The sequence below is a fragment of the Rhodopila sp. genome (genome assembly GCF_035548095.1).
Lineage (GTDB): Bacteria > Pseudomonadota > Alphaproteobacteria > Acetobacterales > Acetobacteraceae > Rhodopila.
Genome location: NZ_DASZUV010000001.1, coordinates 24,286 through 49,873, shown reverse-complemented (window position 1 = coordinate 49,873; position 25,588 = coordinate 24,286). Strand labels below are relative to the sequence as shown.

The window sequence follows — 25,588 nt, the reverse complement described above, 5'->3', positions numbered from 1 at the left end:
ACTGCCACGGCGAGGCCGGGACCGGCTCTCACGGATGAGCCGGGGATCGGGCGGGGCGGTTTGCCGAGTTGCGGCATTAACCGAATCTTTACGATGAGCGTCACACCCTGGCGTGGTGCGCGCGTTTCTTGACCCCGATCATCCCGACCGGCCGATCCTGCTGACAGTGCTGCTGCTCCTGGCCGGCGGGTTCGCGTCCGGCCTGCTGATCGACCCGGCGCTGTATTGGCTGCTGCTTGCAGGCGGCGCCGCGGCCGGCGTGCTGCTGTTGGCATGGCGGTTCACGACGCTGGTCTGCGCCGCCTGGCTGCTGGTCACCGCGGCGTCGCTGGAGATGGCGCTGAACGACCTGATCGGTCCCGCGGCCTACACCGCCACCATTGCCCTTGTGAAGGGAGCCGGCCTGCTGCTTGCCGCGCTCTGCGCGCTGCGCTTTGGCGTGCGGTTCGACCTGCCCAACCCGGCGCTGGCGTATCTGTTCATTCTGGTGGTTGGTTGGGCGCATGGGCTGTACCCTGGTCTGACCGCATCGGACAGCGCGCGGTCCTTTATCGGTTCCGCCGCGCCCTTCGCCTTCGCCTTCGTCCGTCTGCCGCGCGCGTGGGCCGAGGCGATGATCGCCACCACGCGATGGTGTCCGCTGGCGGTGGTCGGAGCGGCCGTGCCGCTGGCTCTGGCGGGGATGCGACCTTTGTTCGTCGAGAGCGGTGGCCTCCGCTTGGCTGGTCTGGGACACCCCGCCTTCCTGGCGAATGTGTGCCTGCCGGCGATCTATGCCAGCCTGATCGAGATGTTCCGGCGTGGCGGCCCGGGCAACCTGTCCCTGCTGGCCGCGAACGGCCTGATCCTGGTGCTGACCGGCGCGCGCGCTCCGCTGGCCTATGCCCTGGCGGTAACCGCGATCAGCCTGCTCGCGGTGCCGGCGCCGATGTTCCCGGCCTCGGCCCGCCGTCTGCTGCTGCTTGGCGGCGGGCTGGCGCTGCCGGTTCTGATCGCGCTGGCCGGCGTCTTCGCCGATATCCGCATCTTCAACGTCACGGTGAATGAGACTGCGAACCTGTCGGGCCGCGAGTTGCTGTGGCCCGCATTCCGGACTGCTGCCGCGCAGTCGCCGTGGTTCGGCTGGGGTCTCGGTGCCGGCAACTTCATCATCCCCTCCGATTCCCTCGTCGCTCGGACTCTTCAGACCTGGGCGGCGCACAATGAATACCTTCGCATGGAAGTGGAGGGCGGCGAGATCGGGCGTGCGCTGCTGATTCTGTCTTTCGCCACCTGGGCCATCGTGCATACACGCCGTTTGGCCGGACCGGATCGGATGATTCTGCGGCTGGCATTCTTCGCTTTCGCGTTCCATGCCGTCACCGACAATGTGTTGATATCCACCCCGGCTTGCGTACTGTTCACCTTCATCACGGCTGTCTTTGCGCGAGCGCAATCCGCCATCCCCGCGGAGCGCATCCCTGCCATCGCCGGCTGGCCTGGATTCGCCTTGCCCGATTCCAGGACGTGAGCGTAGGAAGTTGCCGTCCTGCTGGAGTACGTCGCGTGATGCAGCGCGCAATGTCCCTGTTCTGCCGGGCGAGTTTCGCAGCCGCCCTGCTAGCTGTCCCCCTTACGATGGCCGCTGCATCCGCCCATGCGGCCGGGATCGCGTTCGTGATCAATTCCCGCGGTCCGTCGATCAGCATCGTCGACATGACGACGAAGAAGGAAATCGGCCGTATCCCGGCGCTGCGGGAACCGCACCACCTGATGCTGTCGCCGGACGGCAGGAGCTTGCTGGTCGGCGATACCTCGGGCAACCAGATGATGTTCCTGGATCCCAATACCGGGGAGGTACGGAAGCGCCTGCCGATGGCCGATCCGTACCAGTTCGCATTCAGTCCGGATGGCCGGTTTTTCGTGGTCAACGGCCTGGCGCGCAACCAGGTGGATGTCTATGACGGCCGCACCTTCGCGCTGATCAAGCGCTTTCCCGTGGTGGCGACACCCAGCCATCTGGCGTTTTCGCCAGATTCGAAATGGGTCTTCGTCAGCCTACAGGATAGCGACAAGCTGGTGTCCTTCGACCTGGACACGATGACGGAGCGGTGGTCGCTGCCGGTGGGCAAGACGCCGGCTGGCGTGCTGTGGCTGAATAATGAGGTGCTGGTGGCGGATATGGGGACGGACTATGTCGCCCGCGTCGATCCGCATACCGGCAAGGTGATCGGCACGATCGTCACCGCCAAGGGCGCGCATAACCTGTTCCTGTCGCCCGACAGGAAGATCCTGTGGGTGAACAACCGGGAAGGGGGTTCAACCACGGCGGTGGACGCGGCCAGCCTGAAGGTGATGCGCACCTACAAGCTCAGCGGCGGACCGGACGATCTGGACTTCGCGCCGAACGGCAGACTCTGGCTCACCCGTCGGTTTGCTCAGAGCGTGGCGATCCTGGATCCGGCGACCGGTGAGATCCAGATCATCGATGTCGGCCGTTCGCCACACGGAATCTGGCTGAACCCGAAGGCGCCGACGCCCGCGCAGGTGTCGAGCCGCTGACGTGAGGGACCCGTTCGACCTCGCGGCAGGCTGGCTGCAGGAACATGCCATCATTCCGATCCTATACCGGTTCGGACTGATGAACTGGGAGGATGTTTCCTCCAACTACGTCCTGTTCGCTCTGTATGGTGCCGCCCAGGTCGCCGTGACCTTTGCGGTCTGCATGCCGCTGGAGCGATGGCGGCCCGTCGAGCGGTGGCCGAACCAGGATTCGGTCTGGGTCGATATGCTGTATACCATCCTGTCGCGCGTCGGCGTGCTGCCGCTGGTGACGTATGTGCTGTTCTACGGCGCCCAGGTGCGTGTCAGCGGCTGGATGACCGACCGCGGCTGGGTGCCCCCCACACTGGAAGGTTGGTTTCCCTTTTTGCTGGGCATGCCGATCCTGACCTTTTTCCTGTATGCCGTCATCCTGGACTTCGCCGAATATTGGCGCCATCGCCTGTCACACCAGTTCCGCTGGTGGTGGGCGTTGCATTCGCTGCACCATGCGCAGCGGCAGATGACGTTCTGGTCGGATGACCGCAATCATTTCCTGGACGATCTGATCTCCTTCGTCTGGTTCGGCGTGATCGCGCTGCTGATCGGCGTGCCGCCCATGCAATTCCCGGTGCTGGTGCTGATGTTGCGGTTCCTGGAATCGCTGTCGCACGCCAATGTCCGCATCTCCTTCGGCTGGCTGGGGGAGCGCCTGTTGATTTCCCCCCGGTTCCACCGGGCGCATCATGGCATTCTCGCGGCCGGGGAGCGAAGCTGCAACTACGGCGCTGTGCTGCCCTGGTGGGACATGATGTTCGGCACCGCGGATTTCTCCCGTTCCTACGTGCAGACCGGCGACCCGTCGGGGGAGGAAGCGCTGGCCACCGGCACCTATCTGCAGCAGCAATGGGCCGGCCTGCGGCGTTTCGCGCGCAGCTTCCTCCGCCGGTCCGGGACACATTCGGTGCGCATGGGCCACTAAGGCCACGGCCCGGGACGGTCCGGATCAAGGCGGGTTTGCCACCATCCCATGCGACGAGCATCCTGGCTTGCATGCGAAAGGAGCGCGGGCGTCGAGCGTTGGTGTTCCGAATCTCGACAAATCCAGTAGACATCCGTATGCTCGGTGAGTGAAAAACAACGGATTGGAAGACCGATGGCAGTCGCTGGCTGTCTGCTCGCCTGCATCGAAACGACCGGCGGAGCCAACTGTGTAGGTGCCTTCGTCGGGGAGGGTGCCGCCGCGAATCCAAGCCACGGCATCAAGGGCCGCGAGCCCGCCCGCCGCGCCTTTCCATCCCTGGACGAGGCACGTCGCTGGATTGAGGATCAGGCGGCGTACCTGGCGCTGTCGGTGAAGTGGCTGGATCAGTCTCCGCCAAGGTAGGCTGCCAGGGTAGGTTGCCAGCGTAGGCTGCAGACCCGCTTCCGGTCATATGGCGGAGCACGCGCATCCGCCGGTTCGGCGCCGCCATCATATCTTCATGAAGAATTCGCTTTACCGAGCTGATTCCTGGTGCGGAATACGCTACCGGCGCGCCGTCATGCCGGACGGGCGGCGGTTCGGATTCGGGGAGGGGGCGATGCGGTATGCCAGCATGGGGTCCATGATGGTTGCACCCGCACGGTAAGATCGGTGCGCCCGCTCACGGATCTCGACGGCAGCGGTGCGGCATCGATCGCGCTCGGACTGGCCGCTCTGCCGCATCATGCGACGCCGGACGTCGCCGCGGCAGACATCGAGGCGTCCCATCTCATCTACGCCATTGGTGATATCCACGGCCGGCACGACCTGCTGACCCGGATGCTGCGACGGATCGAGGCCGACACGGTCCTGCCCAAGATCCTGGTATTTCTGGGTGATGTGGTGAACCGCGGGCCGCATACGCGCATGGTACTGGATCGCCTGATCCAGGGTCCCGATCGTCCGACCGATCGTTGGATCGTGCTGCGCGGGAACCACGAGCAGGCGATGCTGGATGCACTGATATCGCCGGACGGCGTTGCAATTTCACGCTGGTTGAAGCGTGGCGGGATGCAGGCCCTCGGCTCCTATGGCGCGACCGGGAAGGATGTCGCGCCGTCCCGTGCCAGAACGCTGGTCGGGCCGCGACATCTGGCGTTTCTGGCGTCCTTGCCGCTGACTCACCTCGCTGGAGGCTACCTGTTCGTTCATGCCGGCGTCGCGCCGCGCGTGCAGCTTGTGGACCAGCCGACGTCGGCGTTGATGACGATCCGCGCCCGGTTCCTGAAAAAGCGGCACGGACTGCCATACACCATCGTGCACGGCCATACCCCCACCGATGGAGAGCCGTTACTGGGTCCGGGCCGGATCGGCATCGACACCGGCGCCTACGCCACCGGCATCCTGACTTGTCTCGCAATCGACATGAGGACGAACCGGCGGCGCTTCCTTGCCGTCAGAGGGCCTGCCGGATAGGGCGATCCGGCGCCGTCCAGCCGGTGGCCCGAACCAGGGCGCCGCGGCTTCATCCATCCCGCATGATGTGATAGCCTTTTCGGGTGATCCTTCCGCTGTTGCGGCAGCGAACGGGATCACCATAGAAATCACTATAGAACAAGGGCGTATGCGCCGCGCAAAGGGAGGACTACCGATGACGCTTTCCCGCCGCCGTCTGGCTGCCGCCACCGCGATGTTGTGCGGTACGGCACTTGCTGCCTCGAACGCGGCGTCGGCCGCCACCGATGAAGCGTCGGTCGCGAATGCGGTCGAGGCATATCGCAAGGCCATTTTCACCCGCGACAAGGCGGCGCTGGAGGCGATGGTCCTGCCGCAGCTCAGCTATGGCCACTCGTCCGGCAAGGTTCAGAACCGGCAGGAATTCGTTGCCGGCGCCACCGATCCGAAGACGACACAGAAATCGCTGGAATTCTCCAACACCTGGAACAGCGTGGTCGGCGACAATGCCATCTCGCGCTTCATCTGGACGGGCGAGTCGGAGAGCGAGGGCAAGGCGACCCAGATCCGGATCGGCGTGATGATCGTGTGGAAGAACCAGGGTGGCGCCTGGAAGATGCTGGCGCGCCAGGCCTACAAGCTTTGACGGTGCCGGCGTCGGTCGGAGCGCACGCATAAACCTCTTCGTGCGCCCCATCCGTCTGGGCTGCGCCCAATGGCGCCGATCCGTCGGCGGTGACCGGCGCGCCGGATGGCACGGAACCGGCATGGTCCGCCGCGTGGGCAAGCCGTCAGAACTTTTGATTGCAACCATTTGAGGAACCACCCATGACCAGCGCCGGCCGCGTCGTTTTCGGACAGATGGAAGAGGTGCGCTTCGGCGTACCTGCCGCCGCGGCGGTTGCGGAGCAGGTCGAACGGCTGAGCGCACAGCGCGTCTTTCTGATGGTCAGCGGCACGCTGAACCGCACGACGGACGAGATCGAACGTGTGCGCCGCGCCTTGGGCAACAAATGCGTCGGCACCTTCGACCGGATGCCGGCCCATTCGCCCCGCACCGCCGTCATCGCGGCGACGGAGCAGGCGCGTGCGGCGCGGGCCGACCTGATCGTCACCATCGGCGGCGGCTCGGTCACCGACGCCGCGAAGGCGGTGCAATTGTGCCTCGCAAACGACGTTCGCACCGCCGAGGCGATGGACCGGCTGCGGCCGGTCGATGGGGCTGCGTCGGGCATCCGGCCGCCGGCGATCCGGCAGGTCAGCGTCCCCACAACCTTGTCAGCTGGCGAATTCAGTGGCGTGGCCGGCGTTACGGATGAGCGTAGCCGCGTGAAGGAAATGATCCGCCATGCGCTGATCATTCCGGCGGCGGTGATCCTGGATCCGGCGATCACCGTCCACACGCCGGAGTGGCTGTTCCTGTCGACCGGCATCCGGGCGGTCGACCATTGCGTGGAAGGAACATGCGCGGCGGGCGCGAACGCCTATACCGATGCCCAGGCCTTGCGCGGCCTGTCGCTGCTGACCGCCGGCCTGCCGCGGGTGAAGGCGGACCCGGCCGATCTGCGGGCGCGCCTCGACTGCCAGATGGGGGCGTGGCTGTCGATGGCACCCTTGGCGGCCGGCGTGCCGATGGGGGCGAGCCATGGCATCGGCTACGTGCTGGGTGCGGTATTCGACGTGCCGCACGGCCATACCTCCTGCATCATGCTTCCGGCCGTGATGCGCTGGAACAAGCCGGCGAATGCAGAGCGGCAGGCGCAGGTGGCCTCCGCCATGGGCCGGCCGGGCGGCGATGCCAGCGAGTTGCTGGATCGGTTCATCGCCGGGCTGGACATGCCGCGCAGCCTGGCGGCGGTGAATGTCGGTCGCGACCAGTTCGATCGTATCGCCGAAGCCGCGATGCACACCCCGTGGGTACCACGCAACCCGCGCCCGATCGCCGGTCCGGCGCAGGTGCGGGAAATCCTGGACCTCGCGGCTTGAACCGGCCGGCGCGTGGAACGCAGCCCGCTTCGCTGTTTCGCCACCATCGCCCGCCGTGACGGACGATACGACTGGGATTGACCGATCCGTTCACTCCTTGGACGATCCCGCCCAATAAAGGTCAGGGCCCAATAAGGTCAGGGAGGGAGCCGTGTCTGCCATCGCGGCATCATTGCTGCACAAGGCGGCCACCCTTGTGCCGCAACTAGCGGAGCGGGAGGCGGCGACCAGCCAGGCGCGCCGCGTGTCGGCGGATACCATCGCCGCGTATCGCGACGCAGGTCTGCTGCGCGTCATGCAGCCACGCCGCTTTGGCGGCTTCCAGGAAAGTTTCGGCCTGTTCGCTCGGATCGTCGAAACCCTGGCCGAGGGCTGCGCCGCATCCGCCTGGGTCTACGCTGTACTGGCGGAGCATCAATGGATCATCGCCAGCATGAGCCTGCGTGCCCAGGAGGATGTCTGGGCCGACACGCCCGAGGCCGTGGCGTCCTCTTCGCTGGGGCCGCGGGAAACCGCGCGCCGGGCTACCGGCGGCTGGCGCCTGTCCGGGCGGTTCCCGTTCTCCTCGGGCTGCCATAACGCGCAATGGGCGATCCTGGCGGCACGGACCGAGGATGCAGCCGGGCCGACACGGGTTCGTTACATGCTGGTGCCAATGACCGACATCGAAATCATCGATGACTGGCAGGTGCTGGGGCTGCGCGGCACCGGAAGCTGCTCGCTGCGTGTCGAGGACGCGTTCATCCCGGACCACCGCACGGTGCTGCTGCACGACCTGAACCAAGGCACGACACCGGGCGCCACGGTGCTGCCGGAGTATGCTCTGCTGCGAGCGCCGCGGGGGTTTCTGGTACCGTTTTCTCTCCCCAATGTCTTGCTTGCGTTGGCACGCCGGGCGCTGACCCTGGTGCCCGCAGTGCAGCGGACGCGCCTGTCGCGCGGTGTGACGGCGGTGGCGGCGTCCGAGGTGATGCAGATGCGCCTGGGGGAAGCCTCCGCGATGATCGATGCAGCCACGACCTTGATGCATACCCACAGGTCGAAAGCCGTGGAGATGGTGGAGGCGGGGCTGCCCATCGCCGCTATCGATGTGGCGCGGGCTCGACGGGATGTCAGCCTGATCGCGCAACTCGTGCGGCAGGGTGTCGAAATGCTGGCGGAGACGGCCGGATCGCAGCACGTCTACGATGTGGACCCCTTGCAAGCACTGTTGCGCGATGTGCAGACGATCGCCACGCACATCGTTGTCGCCCGGCAGCCCGCGATGGTGCCGTATGGCCGCCTGCTGCTGGGCCTGCCGACGGCGGAGAGCCTATAGCGGCCCACCGCAACCGGTGCCGCCGCACCGTCCATGACGATCACGGATACTGGCCCCGCGCGTGCGGGCATAGCATAACGCCAGCGACCGGAAGGAGTGGCTCGGATGCAGGCAGATGTTGTCGTTCTTGGCGCCGGGATGATCGGCGTGTCCATCGCTCTGCATCTACAGAAGCGTGGCAGGCACGTGGTGCTGCTGGATCGGCGGCAGCCGGCCGAGGAAGCCTCCTACGGCAATGGCGGCGTGGTGCATCGTGAGGGCGTGTTCCCCTACACGTTTCCGCGCGATCTGTCGGAGGTTTTGCGAATCGCCAATAATCGGCAGGTCGATGCCGTCTACCACCTGACCGCGTTACCCGGCCTCGCGGGACGCTTATTTCGCTACTGGTGGCACTCCTCACCGAGCCGCTATGCCGCCATCACCAGGGAATATGCCCCGCTGATCGCAGGCTGCGTGCAGGAACATCGGGTGCTGGCCCGGGAAGCCGGATCCGCCGACATGTTGCGGCCAGTCGGCTATCTGCGCGCCCACACCAAGGCGCGGCAGCTGGAACTGGAGCTGGCAAAAGCGGCCAAGGCGAAGAGCGAATTCGGCGTCAACTATACCGCCCTGGACCGTGCCGGTATCCGGCAGACGGAGCCGCACCTGGAGGGGCCGTTCCTGGGCGCCGTGCATTGGGTGGACTCCAACGCCGTCAATGATCCGCAGGCCCTGGCGTTGAGCTATGTCGCACTGTTCCAGCGTCTGGGCGGCATGTTCGTCACCGGCGATGCGGGCACGCTGGCCCGCCAGGGGGCCGGCTGGCGCGTCGCCACCGCCGATGGCGGATCGGTGGAGGCGGCCGAGGCCGTCGTGGCGCTGGGCATCTGGTCGGACCGGGTGACGCGACGGTTCGGCTACGCCCCACCATTGTTTGGCAAGCGCGGCTACCACCTGCATTATCGGATGAACGGCAACGCCTTCCTGTCGCGGCCGGTGGTCACGGACAGTTTCCTGCTGGCACCGATGCGGGCGGGCTTGCGTGTAACCACAGGTGCCGAGTTCGCCCGTCCCGACGCACCGCCGACGCCGGTCCAGCTTCGGCGGGCGGAGCCGATTGCGCGCAGCTATCTGCCGCTGACAGAGGCGATCGAGGCGGAACCCTGGATGGGCATCCGGCCCTGCCTGCCGGACATGACGCCGGTCATCGGGCCGGTTCCGGCGCAACCCGGTCTTTGGGCCGCCTTTGGTCATGCGCATCACGGCTTCACCCTGGGACCGATAACCGGCCGGCTGCTGGCCGAGATGATGACCGGTGACACGCCCCTTGTTGATCCCACGCCGTTTCGCGCTGACCGGTTCTGACGGTCGGTCCTCTTCAGCGGCGTGGAACCGCCCAGCTCTCCACGACCAGGGCGGCGACGTGGTCGGCCAACGCACCCAGGGCGATGCTCAGCGCGGCGACCAGTGCCTGTGCCGAGCCATTGGCCGGCGTGATCTGTTTCCAGGCGGAGCGGGTCAGCAGCCGCAGGCCCGCGACCTGCACCACCGCCACGACCAGCACGTCGCCCTGCCGGTTCGTATCGAAGCGCTCGACACTCAGGTCGATCCAGGTGTCGGAGGCCGGGAATGGCGGTTCCAGGGCAACGATCATCCGGGTGCCGGGCAGGCGTTGGGTCAGGTCCTGCGCCAGCACGCGGGCGATCATCGCGGAGAGCGGCTCCGCCCACCACACGGTGGCCGGGGTCGGCGGCGGCGGCAATAGCGAGGCGCCTATGATCGCCGGCTGCCGCGGGATCTGCGACAGCATGACCCCCCGGATCAGCACGGTCATCGGCGCGCCCGTCAGCATCGCACCGGGCACCGGCATCAGCACATAGGGCGACGGCTCCGCGCATCCGGCGGCCATGCTCGTCAAGGCCATCACCAGGCTGCGCCGGTGCAGCACGATCGGACCCGCCACAGCTGCCTTGCTTTCTTCCGGATTGAACGGCGCGGCCGTTGCTCCGGCCGATACCGGGGCGTCGCGTATTGAACAGGCCGCCGGTTAGCGGGAGGTTAACGCCGGTCCGTCATCGCGGGCCGCGCCCGCGCCTTCGCTGATGAACCGCGGCAACCCTGCACCATCCGCCATGCGCCGTAGAGGCCGAGGCAGATGGCAACCAGTGTGCCGGGCCAATGGAGCACCAATGCGAGGCCGCAACCAATGGTCCAGACGCCAATGGCGAGGTCATACCGCATTCCCTGGGGCAGCCGGGAGGTGGTGGCGTAGGTTCCCAATGCGATGATCGCGGCACCGGCGCCGATCAGCAAAGGACCCTTCAGATCCATCGCAAGCCCGCGCCGCGAGGCGGGTCGGCTCCTTGTCCGGGTTGGTCTGGCACCGATCAGACGTCCGTGTCCGGCCCCGAATATCCTCGGTGCCTGTCGCGCTGTGCCCTCAACCTGCCTGCTCCATCGCTTTTTGATCTATGAAAGACCAGCGTTTCAGGATTATTTGTCTTTGATGAAAAAATACTTCCGGGTGGCCAGTCCTGTTGGGGACGATAGATGCGGAGCGCTTCGACAACAACGCAGTCTTTTCTATCCCGCCATCCTATCGGAACGGACCGTCGGCCGACATGCGCGGTTGGCGGCCGGGCAGTGGATCAGGCCTGCACAGCGCGCTGAATCACGCCGGCGACAAGCTCCCGCATCCACCGGTGTCCTTCATCGGCACGGCGCGACTCGTGCCAGATCAGGCTGATGGGGATCGGCACATCGGGCACGACGTTGCGCAGAACCTGCAGCAGCACGTCGCCACGATTCTGCTTCAGCATGCTTTCCGGCAGGTAGCAGACCAGATCCGTCAGCAAGGCCACGAACGGCACTTCCAGGAACTCGCTCAGCGACACGACCCAGTCGAGGTCAAGGTCATCCAACAAGCGGCGGATGATTCGCATCGAATCGGGAGGTGTCCCCTGCCGCGGATGGATGCCGACAAAGCCTTCCTTGCGCAGATTTTCCAGCGGCATGTTGGGCCGCACGCGGGGATGATTGCCCCGGGCGATGAAAACCAGACGGTCGTCGAACAGCTTGCGCAGGACGAACCGGTCGCCCTCGACCGGGAACCAGTCGATGCAGGCATCGACTTCCCCATCACGCAGCCGCGTCGCGAGATCGATCGGCAGGGTCCGTGTATCGAAGCGGATGTGGACGCCCGGCGCCTCTGCCTGCGCGGCCGTTCTGATCGCCAGCGCCCATACCGGACCCATCGGATGAGGGATGGCCAAGGTGAATTTGCGGCTGGATTCGGCCGGATCGAAACCGCGTGCCTCGGCGATCGCCCGCCTCAAGCCATCAAGGGCGCGTTTGACTTCGGGGTAGATCTGGCGGGCGACCCCGGTGGCCGCGACGCCGTGGCCAGAGCGGATGAACAGGTCGTCCTTGAACGCCTCCCGCAGCCGGCCCATCGCATGGCTGGTTGTCGGCTGGGTGAGTCCGAGCCGTTCGGCCGCGCGGGTGACGGAGCCTGTCTCATAGACGACCTCGAAGATCGTCAGCAGATTGAGGTCGACGCCGCGTAGGTTCGTCGTCAAGGCCATGCGGACCTCTTCCATCTTGCAAGCACACAAACACACCGCTCGCCGCGACGGTACGCCACCGCGACGGCTGATGCGCAGAGTTAAGCACAGTAGACCGAAGCACCTCGCCGCACGATCCATAATGCACGCACCGTGACATCATCCGGATTCGATCCGCGCGCACGGCCTTCATGCACAGGGGAATTTACATAAGGGATCTTCGTGGGAGATTTTCGCGGGGGGATTTTCGTGGGGGCGGCTCGCGTGGGCAACTTTGCATTGGGGACCTGGCGTGGGGGCCTCTGTGTGTGGGACGTTGCGCGGGGTTGAGGGTCCTGCCCTTGCGGATGGGGAGCGTCCTCCTGAAAATGTGTGTGAAAATGCGGCTCGAGACCGCATAGCATCATTCTTCCCGACGTGGAGTGGAGACAGGGCGGAGGCAGGGCAGCTCATGGCCGTAAGCGAACCACGCCGCTCCCTTGCGCTCTTGCTCGCACCGCTCGCCCTGGGGGCGCTGATGCCATGGGTGGCGTGGCTCGCCGCCGGCCGGCTGGACTGCTGGATGATGGGAGCCGCCACGCTGGGCGTCGGGATGGTCTACCTGGCTTGCGTGCATCGGCTGGGCGATCTGGAACTCAAGCTGCGCCGGGCGCTGGGACGGCGATATCAGCCGCCGCCACCCGAAATGGTCTTGAGCGTGTGCCTCGGACTCGCGGCGTCCTTTCTGCTTCCAGGGCTGTCCTGCGGGGCGCTGGCCGAAATGGTCGGCTTTCCGCGCGTCGAGGGTTCGGTACGCACTTATGTTCCTGAGGAGCTTGCCGGCATGGGCGCGCGCATCAGCCTCGCGCGATGGGCCTTCTCTCCTGGCACCCGCCTGACCTTTCTGTCGGACGGGCAGGCAAGAATGACCGTTTCACGATATGGCGAACCGGTGCGCTTCGCCGCGGCCTGGCGTACCCACGGCCAGCAGATCTGCATGGAGCGGTTCTGCATGCGCGTCGATCCGTCCAGTGGCCGGCTGTTCGCCGATGGCGATGTGGAGATCGGGAGGGTTCGTCAGGTCGGTGTGGAGGTGGAAAGCCAGTCGGACCGGCCAGGCGTGCCGTGGGAACTGCATAACCTGTTCGCCAATCTGGCCGCGCGCGATTAGAGCGTTTCCCGGATGACAGGAAACGCTCCGGATATTGTTTTCGAGAAATGGCCTCGGCCGGAAGGCCGCAGCCCGATTCCAGTCGGGCTGAGATTGCTCCGGGCGATGGAGGCCGCCCCGCCGGCGTGGCGGACCTGGACGGTCAGCACATGTCCTCACGCCGGACGCCTTCGAAATCCAGGATGAAGTCCGGTCCGTAAACACCGGCGGGCGTCCGGAAACCGGCCGTGGCTTCACCGGCCAGCACCCGTTCAGCGATGGCAATCACCGAATAATACGTGAAGGTGTAGACATTCGGGCTGTACAACCGGGACGCCACGACGCGGCGATAGGCGTCCTCGGCCTCGGCGACCACCACTTTCGGCGTGGCGGCTCGTTGTGCCTCCGACGGTCCCTCGGGCCAGGCTCGGGCCATCCTGCTCAGGAGATCGGAGACCACCGGCAGCCGAAGCGGTTCGGCAACCAGGGACACCGCCTGATACGCGGCGCGCCGCGGCAGATCGGCTTCCAGATAGCCCTCGATGTTCGGGATGGCGGTGGTGTGCCAGGCGGTGAAGACATCCGGCCAGGGCACCGCCATGCTCAATCGCGGTCCGCTGCCGTAATCGAAGGGCCGCTGTAACCGGCCGACCGGCACCGCGGTCAGCACGTTGTCGCGGCGAACCGGTACGCGGTCGCCGATCATGCCGAGCATCGACGAGAAGCTGCCGCGCGACACCAGATCGCCACGCGAGAAGCCCAGGCGCAGAGTCGTCGCACCGGGCATGCGGCGGGCCATGTGCGCGGCGAGACAGTCCGCAGCCGCGACGACGAAGCCGGTGCCCGGCATGATCATCACGCCGGTGGCGACGGCGACCGTGTCGTAGCCCAGCAGCAGCCGCAGCACCGGGATCTCCCCGGTCACATCCAGGTAATGGGTGCCGGTGCGCAGGCAGGATTCCACGAGGGGCCGAGCGCTGGTCTCGAACGGGCCGGCGGTGTTGACGATGGCGGCGACGCCGCGCAGGGCGTTGTCGAGGGCGATCGGATCATCCAGCCTCACGCCGAGCCAGGGTAGGCCCAACTCATGGGCCAGCGGCTCCAGCCGCGCTGGATTGCGTCCCGCCAGGATTGTATCGACGCCACGCAGCCTGGCGCGCGCCGCCAGCAACCGGCCCGTGTAGCCGGATGCCCCGTATATCAGCAGCCTGTCCTTCATGTCGCCTTGTCTGTGTCGCCGGCAGCCCGATCCGCGTCTTCACCCTCCTCACCGCCGCGGTCCAGATCGGACCCGGCTACGACGAACTCCCACGTATCCCCTTCGTCCGGCCCGGCCTCCGGCCACCGCGCCAGACCTTCCCGCTCGGGCCAGAAGCGCCCCGGCAGCCCGATCGGGCCCAACGACCGCACTGGCATGCTGTGCGCCGGGCGCTTCGGCCACAGCAATTCCTGGTGCGGGCCCAGCCGGTAAGGCTGCGTCGAGCGGAGCACGCTGGCTCGGGAGGCCCATTCGTCGCTGAGGATCGACTCCACGACCAGTTGCAGATCGCCGACAGCCTTCACGGCAAGGCCGGCATTTTCGTGCGTCTGACGTTCCCAACGCTGCGGATAGGTCCAGTCGTAGACCGCTGCCAGCACGCCATTGGCCAGTGTGCGCAGCAGCAGGGCGGGCGCGGTGTCCACCGGCATGGAGACGATCGTGGCGACGGCCTGTGCCTCGGACTGCTCATGCTGCAGGATGTGAAACCGGGTCTTCCCCTCATTCACATGGCAGGTCAGATGCTGCAGTGCATGCCGCACATTCGGCGGCAGCGCCATCGCCAGCAGGGCCAGGCGGTCGTCGCGCTCTCCGTCCGTCCATTTGCGGGCCACCACCTCGCATGCCACCAGCAGGTTCCACACGGCGAACTTCGCCCTGGTGGAAATCAACGCGGTCCAATCACCGTCCGGCGCCTGCGGGGCCCCCATGATCCAGGTAGCGATCGACACGATCTGGTCCAGCAACGGGCTGATCGATCCGGCGATGACGGGTTGCCGGCTGAACAGGGTGCGATACGCATCGGCATCGGCTTGCCGCACCATGCCCTTGCGGGCGGTCAGCGCATAAGCGGCCCATTCCGGAGAATACCACCAGGGCTCCAGCGGCAGATCCGCATTGTCATCCGACGTGTTGCCGTAGCCACGCGCCGGCAGGAAGGGCGGTGCGTCGCCGGTGGCGTCTTCCAATATATTGGCCAGCTGCTCCGCCGTCGGCAGATCCAGCGAGTCAGCGAAAGCGCGGAGATCCTCGGGACTTTCCAGGCTCATCCGCTCGATCAGGGCAGCCATCTCCGGTGCCGGCGCGCGCAGGCGCTTACGCCAGTCCGGGTCCTTGCGCATCCGATGTGCCGCCAGCGCCAGCTGGTTGGTCACCGACTGCCGCAGCCAGGCGACCGCTTCATCGCGCAACTCCTGCGCATGGCCGTTGGCGAGCTCCTCGACCAGCGAGCGTCCGCCGCGCACCCGGCCGGGCGCCGAGAAGAAGCCGGACGCGGAATCCGCCGCGCCTTGTTCCGGGGGAGATTGGAAAAGCGTGTGGCCAAACTGCCAGTGCCGCGGCGGCTTGTCCGCCGTATTGGCCGCCCCGGGCGGGATGCGGACCAGGGCCAGCGTCTTTCCCAGGGCTTCGCGGATGCCGATCCGCATCCAAAATGGCCGTACCGGCTGCAGATTGTCGGTGACGTTGCCATCGAGCGAGGTCACGCTTTTCACCCGCAGGCCCAGCGCGTCCACGATCGGATGCCCGGGCACGCGGTTGATGCGGACATGCACCCGCTGCTCTATCTCCCGCATGTCATACACGCGCATGATAGACCGTTCGGTCAGCACGGCGGCCTGGTAGCAGGCCCGGTCCATGTCGGCAGCGTCACGGTATTGCTTCAGGGTCAGTCGGTTGACGGGCGCGCGATGCGCCAGGATCTCCAACGCCATGGCCTTGACCGCGTTGATCTCCTTGCCGTGGCCGAACGCGATCCTGGCCTTGCGCTTCAGGTCGGCGACCATGTGCCGGCCCCATGAATCGGCGATGCCCTGCCATCCCACCTCATCGCCCGGTGGCAGCACATCCTGCTGGTCCACCTTGATCAGGCGCCGGTGCGTGGCGCGCTGACCTGCGTTGAACGCCGGGAAAACCTCGGTCGACACGTCCAGCAGGTGGCGATCGCCGGCCGGGCCGTCGGACGATGTCCAGACATCCGTCGGGCTATCGATCAGCGCCACGACCGAGTTGCGGCCGTTCACCTCCCGATCCGTGATCACCGCCCTTCCATGGTTGGCATAGACGAACGGTTCTACCAGCGCGACGGTGACCAGATCGCCGTTGCGATACACGCCCACCGGGACGCAGAACGCGACCTCCCGCTCCGCCCACCATCCCAGGTTGTTGCTGGCGGACCACATCGTACCGCGGCTATCGCCGTTCACGGTCACGATCATATAGGCGCAGGAACTCAGCGGCTCGAACCGCAATGCCGGGCCGGTGCCGGCAGATGAGGCAAAGGGCTTGTTCCAGCAGCTGTCGACGTACTGCCGCAAACGGTCAGGGTCGGCCGGCAGCGGATAGACCTGCAGCATCACATCAGGGAAATGGAACGGTCCCGACACGGCCTGGCCGGCTGCGCCCAGTGCCGTGTTGATCGCATTCGGGGCAGCGAGGTCGGCGATCGCCGCCTGCGCGCCGGCGGCATGGCCCGTGCCGGCGGTGGCCTCGCCGGCCTGCTCATCCACCCACAGCGTACGGTCCTTGTCGGCCGGCCTGTCGGGGCTGGCAGTGCGCGAGCAGATCACCTGTCCCGCGCCGTACAGCATGTCGACATCCACCCAGAACGGGAAGCTGGGCTTCAGGATGGATGCCGCGGGGCGGTCGGTTCCCTGGTCGTGGCCGGCAACCTCCAGGCCCAGGGTCTCGATGATCGGCTGGGACACGTAACGATGGATGCGAACGGAATAGCCGCCCGAGGGATCGCCGCGCAGCAGGTCCCAGTCGCCCAGCAGCCCATATTGATTTATCCGGTCCACGCCCATGCGCGAGTTCACTACGGCAGTGTAACAGGCGAGGGTCGGGTTTTCCGGATCGCGGTACTGCTTCAGGTTGACGGTGTTGTTGAACAGCAGCGGCAGGGCGTTGGCGGTACGCAGGCCGGACGGATCGAGGTCGCTGTTGTCCGTCTGGCTGCCCGGCTTCGGTGCCAGAGTGGGCAGGGCCGCACTGGGCAAGGCCACACTGGGCAAGGGCAGCCCGGCCAGCATGTCCCAGGCCATGCCGCCGCCTTTCTTCGCCATCGCCCATAGCGCTTCCAGGTTGCGGCCGGGCGGGAAACCGCGCAGCCGCAACCCGGCGGCGATGTCCAGCGCATCCCCCATCAGCGACAGCCCGCTGCTGATGAGGTTCGGCACCACCTGGGTTACCGACCAGGGGCATTTCAGGTTCGGCGGGAACTCGGCATAAGACGCGACGGGATCGCGCAGCACCTCCAGCAGCACACGCTGCGTCTCCGCCTGGCCGGCGTAGACATCGGAGAACATGTCGGCGCTGAGGCTGAACAGCCGCGTACCCGATCGCGGATGCGCGGCCCATAGCGGCGTGTCGGCATCGATATGGGCCAGCACCTTCGGCCAGCCGTACACCTCCCGCCCGGTCGTCTGGGACATTGCGTCGTCGACATAGATGAACGGCGAGACGCTGGCCCAGTCCTGGAAGATCAGCTTTGCCGTTGCCGGATCGCGCCGCCAGCGTTGCAACGGAATGGTGAACGTCACTTCGTGCTGCGCGATCCAGCCCGCGTGCTGCGCCGCGCGCGAGGTCGGGGACATCCCGCCGTAGTTCAGCACGGTGAAGTAGACGTAGGGCAGGGCGGGGGTGAAATGGACGATCGTATCGGGGATGTCCATGTTCAGGTACTGGTCGATGAACTGCGTCAGGCGTCCCATATTCGCCTTCAACGGAAACACCCGGGCGGTCACCGCCCTGAACATGAAGGGCGGCTTCAGTGCGACGGCGCCCTGCTGCCCGGTTTCGCCGGTCGGGTCGATGTAACCGGGCTTCATGCCATTCCTCCCTGTGTCCGTAACCGGACGCCTCTGAGTCCTGCTCGTCTCGGTCCTGCTCGCCGTCCTGTCCCGGCGGTCAGGGGTCGAGGCGACGGATTCCATTACATCCGATGGAAGATCCACGTGGCCAGGCCGCGGATGAACCGTGTATCGCGCGTATCCGGCAGGCCCCGATAGATCGTTGCGTATTCATGCAGCGCCGCCCCGGCCAGCCCGTGAGCGATACCGCGGGCGTACTCGATCGACCCATAGCCGTCCATCAACTGCCTGATCCAGGCCACCTGATCCGCTGTCCGCTCCCTCCGGCCGGGATCGAGCAGGCTCGCCAACTCCCGCTGCTGCGCCGGCGGCGACAGGCGGTAGACATGGTTCAGCATCAGGGTCCGCTTGGCCTCGAAGATATCGCCGTTCGGTTCCTTGCCATAGGTGTCGTCCGGCACCAGGTTCAGCACGTCGTCCTGGATCTGGAATGCCGCGCCCAGGAAGAAGCCGAAGCGGATGAAAGGGTCGAGGTCCAGATTGCCGCGCGTGGCGATCATCGCGCCGATCCGGCTGGGATGGATCGAAGCCAGCCAGCAGGTCTTCTTCAGCACCATCACCAGATAGTCGGCGTCGGACAATCCGTTGCGGTTGTCGCGCCGCCAGCCCAGCTCCATCGCCTGGCCTTCCGCCGACTCCCAGGCCATCCGTTCGGTTTCGCGCACGATCGACAGCGCCACGCGCGGACCGACGCGGTCGAAATTCTCGAACAGCGGCCGGATGCTGAGCAGGGTCAGCGCGTCACCCGCGTTCAGCGCCAGTGGAATCCCATGCAGCGCGTGCAGGGTAGGACGGTCACGCCGCTGCTCGCTCTCATCCTCGATGTCGTCATGGATCAGCAGCGCGTTGTGCAGCAGTTCGATGGCCACCGCCGAGTGCAGGGCATCCCGGGCCTCGGCGCCGAAGGCGCGCGCGGTGGCGATGCACAGGCTGGAGCGCATCATCTTGCCGCCGCGCTTCGGATAGTCCGACAGCATGTCATACAGATGATGCCGCGGTTCCGCCGTAGGGAAATACGCGGCCATCGCCTCCCGCGTCAGGGCGCCATATTCCTCCAGCGTCTCCCGCACCACGTTCGGGGTCGGAATGTCCGGCATGGGCGGTCAGGCCGGGTTCGGCAGGACCCGCACCGACAGGGTCCCGCAGGGCTCCTCTGTTCCGCTGTCGATGACGACGCCCAGATAGGTACCCGCGGGCTGGCCGTCCGGCACGTCGATGTGCAGCAACGGCGTGGCGGTGGCCGGATCGAAACGAAACCGCACGCCGGTCAGCGGCGGCAGGTCCGGGTTCGCGGCGTGCAGCGCGTGCACCACCGGCATCAGGGTGACGGCGCCGGGCCTGATGTCCAGTTTCACCTGGGTGCGCCGGCCGGACGTCAGTTCCAGCCCGAAACTGGTACGGTCATGCGCGCCGGCCGCCGCCGCCTGGCCATCACCGGTCGGGGCCGCCGAGGGATGCAGTGCCTTGGCGACGGCGGATTGCAGCACCGGGCTGCGGACCATTGTTTCCACCGCGGCGACGGCCAGGGCGCCCATGTCCTTGTAGATGTTCAGCGCCCGTTCGATCAGCGTGCCGATCTCCTGCGCCGGCATGGCGCTGGGTTTGCCGGAGACCTGGCGAAGCCGCTCCGCCAGCTTCTCGCCCTGTCGGATCTGCTCATCGATCACCGTATAACCCAGCCTGACGCCATGGGCGACGGTCTGGTCCATGGCCGCATCGAGACCGGAGGCGGCCGGCTGATCCGGCGTGGCAACGGCGCTGCCACTCAGGCCGACGCCGCCCGGCATGACCCCGTTCAGGCCGGCCGCGCGCATGTAGCTCATGAAGTCGCGAATGGGTTCGGTGCGCGGCGGGTCAGGACGGTGCAAGCGCTCAGGCTTATCCATGGCCAGGCCCTGCCACCTCGCGGTCAGGCGCAACCGTCCCCACCGGGCCGCTAACCCGTGATGGGACACCGTGTTGCAGGCTCATATATCCAGACCCCCCACCAGCCGTGCGGCGTTCGCAAACAGCAGACGAAACGAGTCTGGCACACAAGCCGTACTCTGACGATAGCGATTCGGGGCGCTTGCACACAGGGTTTGCCGCGCTGCGTCATAAATGCCGCATCCGCGTCACGGGTGGTCGTACCCCGTGATCTCCTCCAGCGGCGGCGACAAGGAGATGGCGTGTGCGGCCAGGCGCCCCGACATCACCGCGGCTTCCACGCAGCCGGCATTGTAGCCGCAATCGGTCCAGTCCCCGGCGATGGTCAGGTTGTCATAACTGTTGTCCAGCGGCGAGATGCGATACCGCAACGTGCCCGGCAGCATCAGCACATATCGGTCGGACGGGTTGATGTTGGCGGTCCAGTATTGCGTGTCGAAGGACGTCTCGTCGGCGGGCGTGGACGCATCGGCGCTGGCGGCGTCCATCAGCAGGTCCCAGCGGAACCGTCCGGGATGGGCGGCGGCGTTCGGCCATAGATGTTGTATGTGATTGTTCAGGAAATCGATGGCGTTCCGCCGCACGGCGCCGCGTGTCCGCGCCTCATACGCCGGATCGTCGCGGCCGGGGATCACCGGCGGGTCGGCCAGGATATTGCAGAAATAGGCGATCGCCTTCGGGTCGGTCCGCCATGCCTCCTCCGGGATCAGGTGCGCCATGTCGGCCCAGGTGTCGAACGGCTTGGCAAAGGCGGACAACGTCACCGGCGGGTTGGTCCAGCCCAGCGCCGCCATGTCCTGGTTCATCCAGATCTGGAACGCCTGGGTTGCCACCGTCTTGACGTTGGCCACCATGTCGCGCCAGCGCTGGTCGCGCGCCAGGATGTCCTGGCACAGATACGGAATGGCACCGATGCTGACGCCCAGGACGACGAAATCGAAATCTTCCGTCACGATCAATGTCTTCGTCCGCGCCTTGCGGCGGTCCCAGAACGATTCGAAGCGCCAGCCTTCCCGCCGCAGCCGTTCCCCGTCGACCAGCTGCGCATAATCGGGCTCCGCCGGCCAGCAAGGCACGCCCTTCACATCCACCAGCGGCCGGTATTCGCTGTCATCGGCGATCTCGGCCTGCACATCGAATTCCAGGACCTCGACATACGGTTTCTCCCCCGGTGCCAGGTCCCGGGCGAGCCTCACGCTCTCCAGCCGATGAAAGAATTCGAAACGAACGCCCCGCCGCTTCAACACCTCATAGAACGGGCTGAAAACGATATCGCCCATGCCGGAGCGCATTTTCCAGAACAGCGCCCCGCGATAGGTGAAGAACATCCGCAACGATCCACGCAGCGCCTGACCCGCCGCCAGCCCGGGCTTCGCCGGGTCGCCGTCCTCATAGGCCAGCGCCAGGTCGTACAAGCCGCGCACGAAGGCCGAGTTCAAGGACCGCTCGGACGCGCCATTCATCCGCAGCCAGTCGCGGCATTCATACTCGTCGATCGCACTCATGCCGCGCGGATCGGTCATCAGCCGGAAGCGGACGCAACCGGTCAGGAAAGCCAGGACCAGGTCTACGACTTCCCATTTGTAGACCAGCCCGTCCTCGGTCGCGACCAGCTCTTCCAGCCGGAAGCGGATCGCACCGACGACGGCCTCCAGTGTCCGGCCGACCAGCTTCTCCGGAAACAGCGGCAGCGCCCGGATGACGGCGGACAGCAGGCCCAGCGCCTCGCTGATGACGGCGGCCGAGGACAAGGCGCCGATCTTCAGCAGATGTGTCATCTTCACAACGACCGAGGCGATGGTGGCCGGCTTGGCATCCGGCAATTCCGGCGGCCGCGCCGCCTTCTGCCGGGTGTGGGTGCTGAACAGCAGCTGGCGCAGCAGGGCCAGGGTGCGGGCGATGTAGCTGCGGAGGGTAAACGGACTGGCGTCGGCGAACCCGTCACCGGGCAGGCCGGGCGCCTCGGGGAAGTAGGTCAGCCATTCTTCCCAGGCGCCGGAGCGGGAACGTTCCGTCACCCCGACATGCGGTTCGGGGAAGAACGCGTCGCGCCACGTGGCGATCGGGCACGCCGCCGGATCGCGCCCCAGCTCGGCGTAAGTCTCGCGCATCAGGCGAAAGGCATTTTCGTAGAAGCCTAGCCAGATGTGCAGGCCATGTTCCTCGATGCGGGCCGACGGGCCACGGCCGGATGCGCCCTTGCCGCCCAGGCGCCAGCCCACTTGGTAGATGGTCACCTGGTATTTCCCGCGATGGTGCGGGCGGGTGAGCTCGAGTGCCGTGGCCATCGAGGCACAGCCGCCGCCGATGATGGCCACCTTGACCGGTGCGCTGCCGACCGGGGAATCGTTGGGCATTCGTACTCCTGCGGTGCCATGACATCAGGCGCTCGCGCGGCCGGCTGGCATGGCGCGGTCAAGCAGGCCGATCTTGCGCCGGGACGTGCCGCCGGCAAAGCATGATTTGCGGCGCCTGCCGGCGTCAGCGCCTGCCCGCGGGCAATAGCAGACCGATGCGCCGCGCGGCGCGGATGCCTTGTTTCCTCATCTCATCGTTCCAGGCGCCGCGGCCGACGGATCCGGCCAGGATCATTGCCCGCGCCAGGAATGGTCGAAACCGTCTGGCGCGCGCGGTGGCCAGTACACGCTCCAGATGCGGTGCCGCCTGGTCCGGTGCGTCCGGAAGGTAATGCGCCGCCAGCAGCAGGTCGCTCCAGGCGCATTGGATCGGATAGCTCCAACGATGCGCGTCGTCGGCTGCCTTCAGCGCCAACTCGGTGCTTTCATCGCGCAGGCCGGCATCGAAGAAGGCCGAGGCGCAGCACAGCCGGATCCAGTTCGCGTGGTGGCAGGATTCCTCGGGATGCGTCAGGGCTTCCCGGCACAGCGCGATGCCGGTCTCGGCGTCGCTGGAGCGGATCCGGGCATAGCCGAGCAGGCTGGCCAGAAGACCGAAATAGGAGTCGTGCCCGCCGGTGTTCTTGCTGGTTCGCAATGCCGCGTCCAGGGCCGGCTGCGCGGCGATCAGGTCGTTTCGATACAGGCAGGCCGCCGCGTAGCCGAACGTGGCCAGGCCGACATCCCAGTCCCGCTGGCCGGCGGTCGCGATGTCCAGCGCCTGTCGCCCCGTTGCGACGGCATCGCTCAACCGGCCAAGGCATGCCTGTGCCTGCGCGATCTGGGTCAGCAACATGACATTCGGTGTGCCGAAGCCGCCCTTCTGCGCCGTGATGCTCTGTTCCCGCTCCAGACGGCCCAACGTCTCAGTCGCTAGAGCCAGCGCGCGTGCCGGCCAGCCGTTATAGAAATAGCTGCGGCTGACCATGTAGCCGATCCGCATATGCAGGGCGTTGCTGCTGTCGCGCCTGGCCATCCGCTTGGCGCGCAGGCTCATCGCCAGTGCGGCTGCCGGTTCGCCCAACTGCAGCAGCGCACTGCCGCGCGAGATCATGATTTCGGGGATCAGGTCGGTGCGGCGTGTCTGTTGGGCCAGCAATTGGGCACGGTCGAGGTTGGTCAGCCGCTCCCGATAGTTGCCGATCGCGTTATGGGCCGTCCGCAGCAGCAGCCGCAGGTCGAGTTCGATGTTGTCGTCGCCGGCCTGTTCCTCGGCGATGATGGTCAGCGCGCGGTCGATATGGGCGATCGCATTGGCGTGGCTCGACCGCTGGATGGCCCGTCCCGCGGCGAGGCGCAGATAGTACAGCGCTTCGTCCCACAAGGCGGCGCACTCGGCATGCAGCGCCAGAACGTCCGACTGCTCCTCTGCTCGCCCGCCATACAGTGTCTCGAACGCTTTCAGGACACGTTGGTGCAGAATCCGCCGATCCTCCTTCAGGATGCCCTGATAAGCAGCCTCCTGGGTCAGCGCGTGGTTGAAGCGCACGCGCCGATCGGTGTCGGTGCCGGCGTGCAGCAGGATGCCCAGGCTCTCCAGGTCCGACAACGCGCTGTCGACGGCAATCTTTTGCGGCGACAGTTCCTGTATGAGCAGGCTGACCGGGACTTCCTGGCCGACCACCGCCGCCAGCCGCACGACGGTCTTGAGCGGGGCGGGCAGGCGGTCCAGCCGTTCCGACAGCAATGTGTTGATCGTCGACGGCAGACGGAGTGTGACGTCTGGCTTGGCAAGGGTGAATCCGGCCTCACCGCGCCCGACCGCGCCGCCATCGACGACTTCCTGCGCCATTTCCTCCAGGAACAGCGGGGTTCCGCCGGCTCGCTCCACGATCCGCGCCTTCAATCCCTCCAGCGATTGGTGCGATCCCAGTATCTGGGTCAGGAGGGAGGTCGCGACGTCCTGCGGCAACGGGGAAAGGGGCAGGCGCAGATCCGCCATCGGATCGAGGTCGGCGTCGGCGTAGCCCGGCCGGTAGGTCATCAGGATGGCAATCGGAACATCCCGAGTTCCCGCAATGATCGCGGCCAGCAGGTCCCGGCTGTCGGCGTCGAACCAATGTGCGTCCTCGGCCAGCAGGATGACGGGTCGGTGTTGCGCGTCGGCGCGCAGCAGCTTGACCAGGGCACGAAAAATTGCGCCGCGCAGCTCCGCCACCGGGGCGTCGCCGAACGTTCCGTCATTCCTCAGATCCAGCAGGCCGGCGATGCCGCGATAGGTGTCGATATCGAAACGGCCGATCTCTGCCAGCTTGGTCTCGGCGATGTGCCACGCATCGGCGGGACAGACATCCTGGGCGATGTCCAGCCAGCTGCGGACCATCGTGGCAAACGGCCGCAGGCCCGTGGCGAGGTCGATTGCCTCGGCCGAGACGCGCAGCCTCGTCCAGCGCTTCGTCCGGCGGCTGCGCAGAATCTCGAACGCCAGTCGCGACTTGCCGATTCCCGGCGGGCCGATCAGGGCGATGGCGGTTCCTCGGCCTGCCGTGACCGCCGCGAGGCCCTTGTTCAGCAGCGCCAATTCGTCGTCGCGACCCAGCAGATGTCCCAGTCCGTCCGCCGCCTTGGCTTCCCAACGGCTGCGCGTTGGCCATCGCGGCAGCAGCGCAAAGACCTGCACCACCTCCGATACACCCTTGGCCCGGCGCGGCCGCAATTGCCGGATGTGAAAGCGGGACCGAACCAAGCGGGCGGTGGCGGCGGTCAGGCAGATCGAGCCGGGCGCCGCCAGTTGTTCCATGCGGGCGGCCAAGTGTACGGCCATGCCGCCCGCCTCATAAACCAGGCCTTGTTCCAGCCGGACCGAGCGGGTGACGACCTCCCCCGAGTTGATGCCTATCCGGACCTTCACCCCCTGCAGCTGGGCCGCTTCCTGGATGCGCAGCGCCGCGAAGCACGCGCGATCCGCGTGATCACCCTGAGCAACCGGCGCGCCGAACACCGCCTTGATCCCGTCACCTTGCAGGCGCAGCACGCGGCCTTCCTCGGTTTCCACTGCGGCGACCATGCCGGCGATCACATCGTCCAGAAGATCGACCGACTGCTCGGGGTCCAGTCCCTCGATCATCTGTGTGGAATTGACGATGTCGGCGAACAGAACCGAGACGTGCTTTCGCTCCGCCGGTGTTGCGTGCCTCTCCTGCATTTCTGTCGAAGAGGTCACAGCCGCCGTCTTACCCTTCCATGCCAACAGCTGGTGTCAATCATTTCACCGATGCAGATCAA

Annotated in this window: 19 protein-coding genes; 10 read left to right on the top strand and 9 right to left on the bottom strand. The window is 66.4% G+C overall.

The window, feature by feature from the left end; all coding sequences use genetic code 11:
* Positions 1-115: 115 nt before the first annotated feature.
* The 9 genes from VHC04_RS00200 (at position 116) to VHC04_RS00160 (ending at position 9,587) form a co-directional block, all read left to right on the top strand.
* Entirely contained in the window at positions 116-1,510 is a 1,395-nt protein-coding gene (locus tag VHC04_RS00200; RefSeq protein WP_325676700.1) for an O-antigen ligase family protein, read from the top strand.
* A 38-nt stretch (positions 1,511-1,548) separates the two neighbouring features.
* Positions 1,549-2,541: a YncE family protein gene (locus VHC04_RS00195; RefSeq protein WP_325677455.1), complete on the top strand. Its 993-nt coding sequence runs from the start codon at positions 1,549-1,551 to the stop codon at positions 2,539-2,541.
* 1 nt (position 2,542) lies between these two features.
* Positions 2,543-3,502 carry a sterol desaturase family protein gene (locus VHC04_RS00190; RefSeq protein WP_325676698.1) on the top strand — a complete coding sequence of 320 codons (960 nt, stop codon included), beginning with the start codon at positions 2,543-2,545 and terminating at the stop codon, positions 3,500-3,502.
* Positions 3,503-3,676: 174 nt separating this feature from the next.
* Complete coding sequence (locus VHC04_RS00185) at positions 3,677-3,907, top strand: hypothetical protein (RefSeq protein WP_325676696.1); 231 nt, start codon at positions 3,677-3,679, stop codon at positions 3,905-3,907.
* A 249-nt stretch (positions 3,908-4,156) separates the two neighbouring features.
* Entirely contained in the window at positions 4,157-4,960 is an 804-nt protein-coding gene (locus tag VHC04_RS00180; RefSeq protein ID WP_325676694.1) for a metallophosphoesterase family protein, read from the top strand.
* A 175-nt stretch (positions 4,961-5,135) separates the two neighbouring features.
* Positions 5,136-5,585, top strand: a complete 450-nt coding sequence (locus tag VHC04_RS00175) for a nuclear transport factor 2 family protein (RefSeq protein WP_325676693.1) — start codon at positions 5,136-5,138, stop codon at positions 5,583-5,585.
* A gap of 182 nt (positions 5,586-5,767) precedes the next feature.
* Positions 5,768-6,925 carry an iron-containing alcohol dehydrogenase gene (locus VHC04_RS00170; RefSeq protein ID WP_325676691.1) on the top strand — a complete coding sequence of 386 codons (1,158 nt, stop codon included), beginning with the start codon at positions 5,768-5,770 and terminating at the stop codon, positions 6,923-6,925.
* Between the two features lie 151 nt (positions 6,926-7,076).
* On the top strand, positions 7,077-8,243 hold the full coding sequence (locus tag VHC04_RS00165) for a hypothetical protein (protein ID WP_325676689.1): 1,167 nt from the start codon (positions 7,077-7,079) through the stop codon (positions 8,241-8,243).
* 105 nt (positions 8,244-8,348) lie between these two features.
* The gene (locus VHC04_RS00160; protein WP_325676687.1) at positions 8,349-9,587 is read left to right on the top strand and encodes an FAD-dependent oxidoreductase; all 1,239 of its coding nucleotides are present in this window, start codon (positions 8,349-8,351) and stop codon (positions 9,585-9,587) included.
* A gap of 13 nt (positions 9,588-9,600) precedes the next feature.
* Here the strand turns inward: VHC04_RS00160 and VHC04_RS00155 are convergent, their stop codons facing one another.
* The 3 genes from VHC04_RS00155 to VHC04_RS00145 all read right to left on the bottom strand — a co-directional run bounded on the left by VHC04_RS00155 (position 9,601) and on the right by VHC04_RS00145 (position 11,806).
* Positions 9,601-10,185 (bottom strand): PqiC family protein, encoded by a 585-nt coding sequence (locus tag VHC04_RS00155; RefSeq protein ID WP_325676685.1) that lies wholly within the window; start codon positions 10,183-10,185, stop codon positions 9,601-9,603.
* Positions 10,186-10,280: 95 nt separating this feature from the next.
* The gene (locus VHC04_RS00150) at positions 10,281-10,535 is read right to left on the bottom strand and encodes a hypothetical protein (RefSeq protein WP_325676683.1); all 255 of its coding nucleotides are present in this window, start codon (positions 10,533-10,535) and stop codon (positions 10,281-10,283) included.
* A gap of 335 nt (positions 10,536-10,870) precedes the next feature.
* Positions 10,871-11,806, bottom strand: a complete 936-nt coding sequence (locus VHC04_RS00145; RefSeq protein WP_325676681.1) for a LysR substrate-binding domain-containing protein — start codon at positions 11,804-11,806, stop codon at positions 10,871-10,873.
* Positions 11,807-12,236: 430 nt separating this feature from the next.
* Here VHC04_RS00145 and VHC04_RS00140 point away from each other — a divergent pair, with 430 nt between their 5' ends.
* Positions 12,237-12,935: a hypothetical protein gene (locus VHC04_RS00140; protein ID WP_325676679.1), complete on the top strand. Its 699-nt coding sequence runs from the start codon at positions 12,237-12,239 to the stop codon at positions 12,933-12,935.
* Positions 12,936-13,077: 142 nt separating this feature from the next.
* Here VHC04_RS00140 and VHC04_RS00135 read toward each other — a convergent pair whose 3' ends face one another.
* The 6 genes from VHC04_RS00135 to VHC04_RS00110 form a co-directional block, all read right to left on the bottom strand.
* A complete protein-coding gene (locus VHC04_RS00135) occupies positions 13,078-14,133 on the bottom strand; it encodes a saccharopine dehydrogenase family protein (protein ID WP_325676677.1) in 1,056 nt (351 codons plus the stop codon).
* Positions 14,130-17,999 carry a hypothetical protein gene (locus VHC04_RS00130; protein ID WP_325676675.1) on the bottom strand — a complete coding sequence of 1,290 codons (3,870 nt, stop codon included), beginning with the start codon at positions 17,997-17,999 and terminating at the stop codon, positions 14,130-14,132. Before VHC04_RS00130 ends, VHC04_RS00135 begins: the two co-directional genes overlap by 4 nt.
* A gap of 104 nt (positions 18,000-18,103) precedes the next feature.
* Positions 18,104-19,138 carry a polyprenyl synthetase family protein gene (locus VHC04_RS00125; RefSeq protein WP_325676673.1) on the bottom strand — a complete coding sequence of 345 codons (1,035 nt, stop codon included), beginning with the start codon at positions 19,136-19,138 and terminating at the stop codon, positions 18,104-18,106.
* A gap of 6 nt (positions 19,139-19,144) precedes the next feature.
* Positions 19,145-19,927 (bottom strand): hypothetical protein, encoded by a 783-nt coding sequence (locus tag VHC04_RS00120; protein ID WP_325676671.1) that lies wholly within the window; start codon positions 19,925-19,927, stop codon positions 19,145-19,147.
* Positions 19,928-20,155: 228 nt separating this feature from the next.
* The gene (locus tag VHC04_RS00115) at positions 20,156-22,324 is read right to left on the bottom strand and encodes an FAD-dependent oxidoreductase (protein WP_325676669.1); all 2,169 of its coding nucleotides are present in this window, start codon (positions 22,322-22,324) and stop codon (positions 20,156-20,158) included.
* Between the two features lie 124 nt (positions 22,325-22,448).
* The gene (locus tag VHC04_RS00110) at positions 22,449-25,526 is read right to left on the bottom strand and encodes an ATP-binding protein (RefSeq protein WP_325676667.1); all 3,078 of its coding nucleotides are present in this window, start codon (positions 25,524-25,526) and stop codon (positions 22,449-22,451) included.
* Between the last annotated feature and the right edge of the window lie 62 nt (positions 25,527-25,588).

What these genes read in the sequence shown, in the direction of transcription:
- VHC04_RS00170 (WP_325676691.1), top strand. Translation starts at nt 5,768, where the DNA reads ATGACCAGCGCCGGCCGCGTCGTTTTCGGACAGATGGAAGAGGTGCGC.
- VHC04_RS00135 (WP_325676677.1), bottom strand. Translation starts at nt 14,133, where the DNA reads ATGAAGGACAGGCTGCTGATATACGGGGCATCCGGCTACACGGGCCGG.
- VHC04_RS00140 (WP_325676679.1), top strand. Translation starts at nt 12,237, where the DNA reads ATGGCCGTAAGCGAACCACGCCGCTCCCTTGCGCTCTTGCTCGCACCG.
- VHC04_RS00160 (WP_325676687.1), top strand. Translation starts at nt 8,349, where the DNA reads ATGCAGGCAGATGTTGTCGTTCTTGGCGCCGGGATGATCGGCGTGTCC.
- VHC04_RS00125 (WP_325676673.1), bottom strand. Translation starts at nt 19,138, where the DNA reads ATGCCGGACATTCCGACCCCGAACGTGGTGCGGGAGACGCTGGAGGAA.
- VHC04_RS00120 (WP_325676671.1), bottom strand. Translation starts at nt 19,927, where the DNA reads ATGGATAAGCCTGAGCGCTTGCACCGTCCTGACCCGCCGCGCACCGAA.
- VHC04_RS00145 (WP_325676681.1), bottom strand. Translation starts at nt 11,806, where the DNA reads ATGGCCTTGACGACGAACCTACGCGGCGTCGACCTCAATCTGCTGACG.
- VHC04_RS00175 (WP_325676693.1), top strand. Translation starts at nt 5,136, where the DNA reads ATGACGCTTTCCCGCCGCCGTCTGGCTGCCGCCACCGCGATGTTGTGC.
- VHC04_RS00195 (WP_325677455.1), top strand. Translation starts at nt 1,549, where the DNA reads ATGCAGCGCGCAATGTCCCTGTTCTGCCGGGCGAGTTTCGCAGCCGCC.
- VHC04_RS00185 (WP_325676696.1), top strand. Translation starts at nt 3,677, where the DNA reads ATGGCAGTCGCTGGCTGTCTGCTCGCCTGCATCGAAACGACCGGCGGA.
- VHC04_RS00115 (WP_325676669.1), bottom strand. Translation starts at nt 22,324, where the DNA reads ATGCCCAACGATTCCCCGGTCGGCAGCGCACCGGTCAAGGTGGCCATC.
- VHC04_RS00130 (WP_325676675.1), bottom strand. Translation starts at nt 17,999, where the DNA reads ATGAAGCCCGGTTACATCGACCCGACCGGCGAAACCGGGCAGCAGGGC.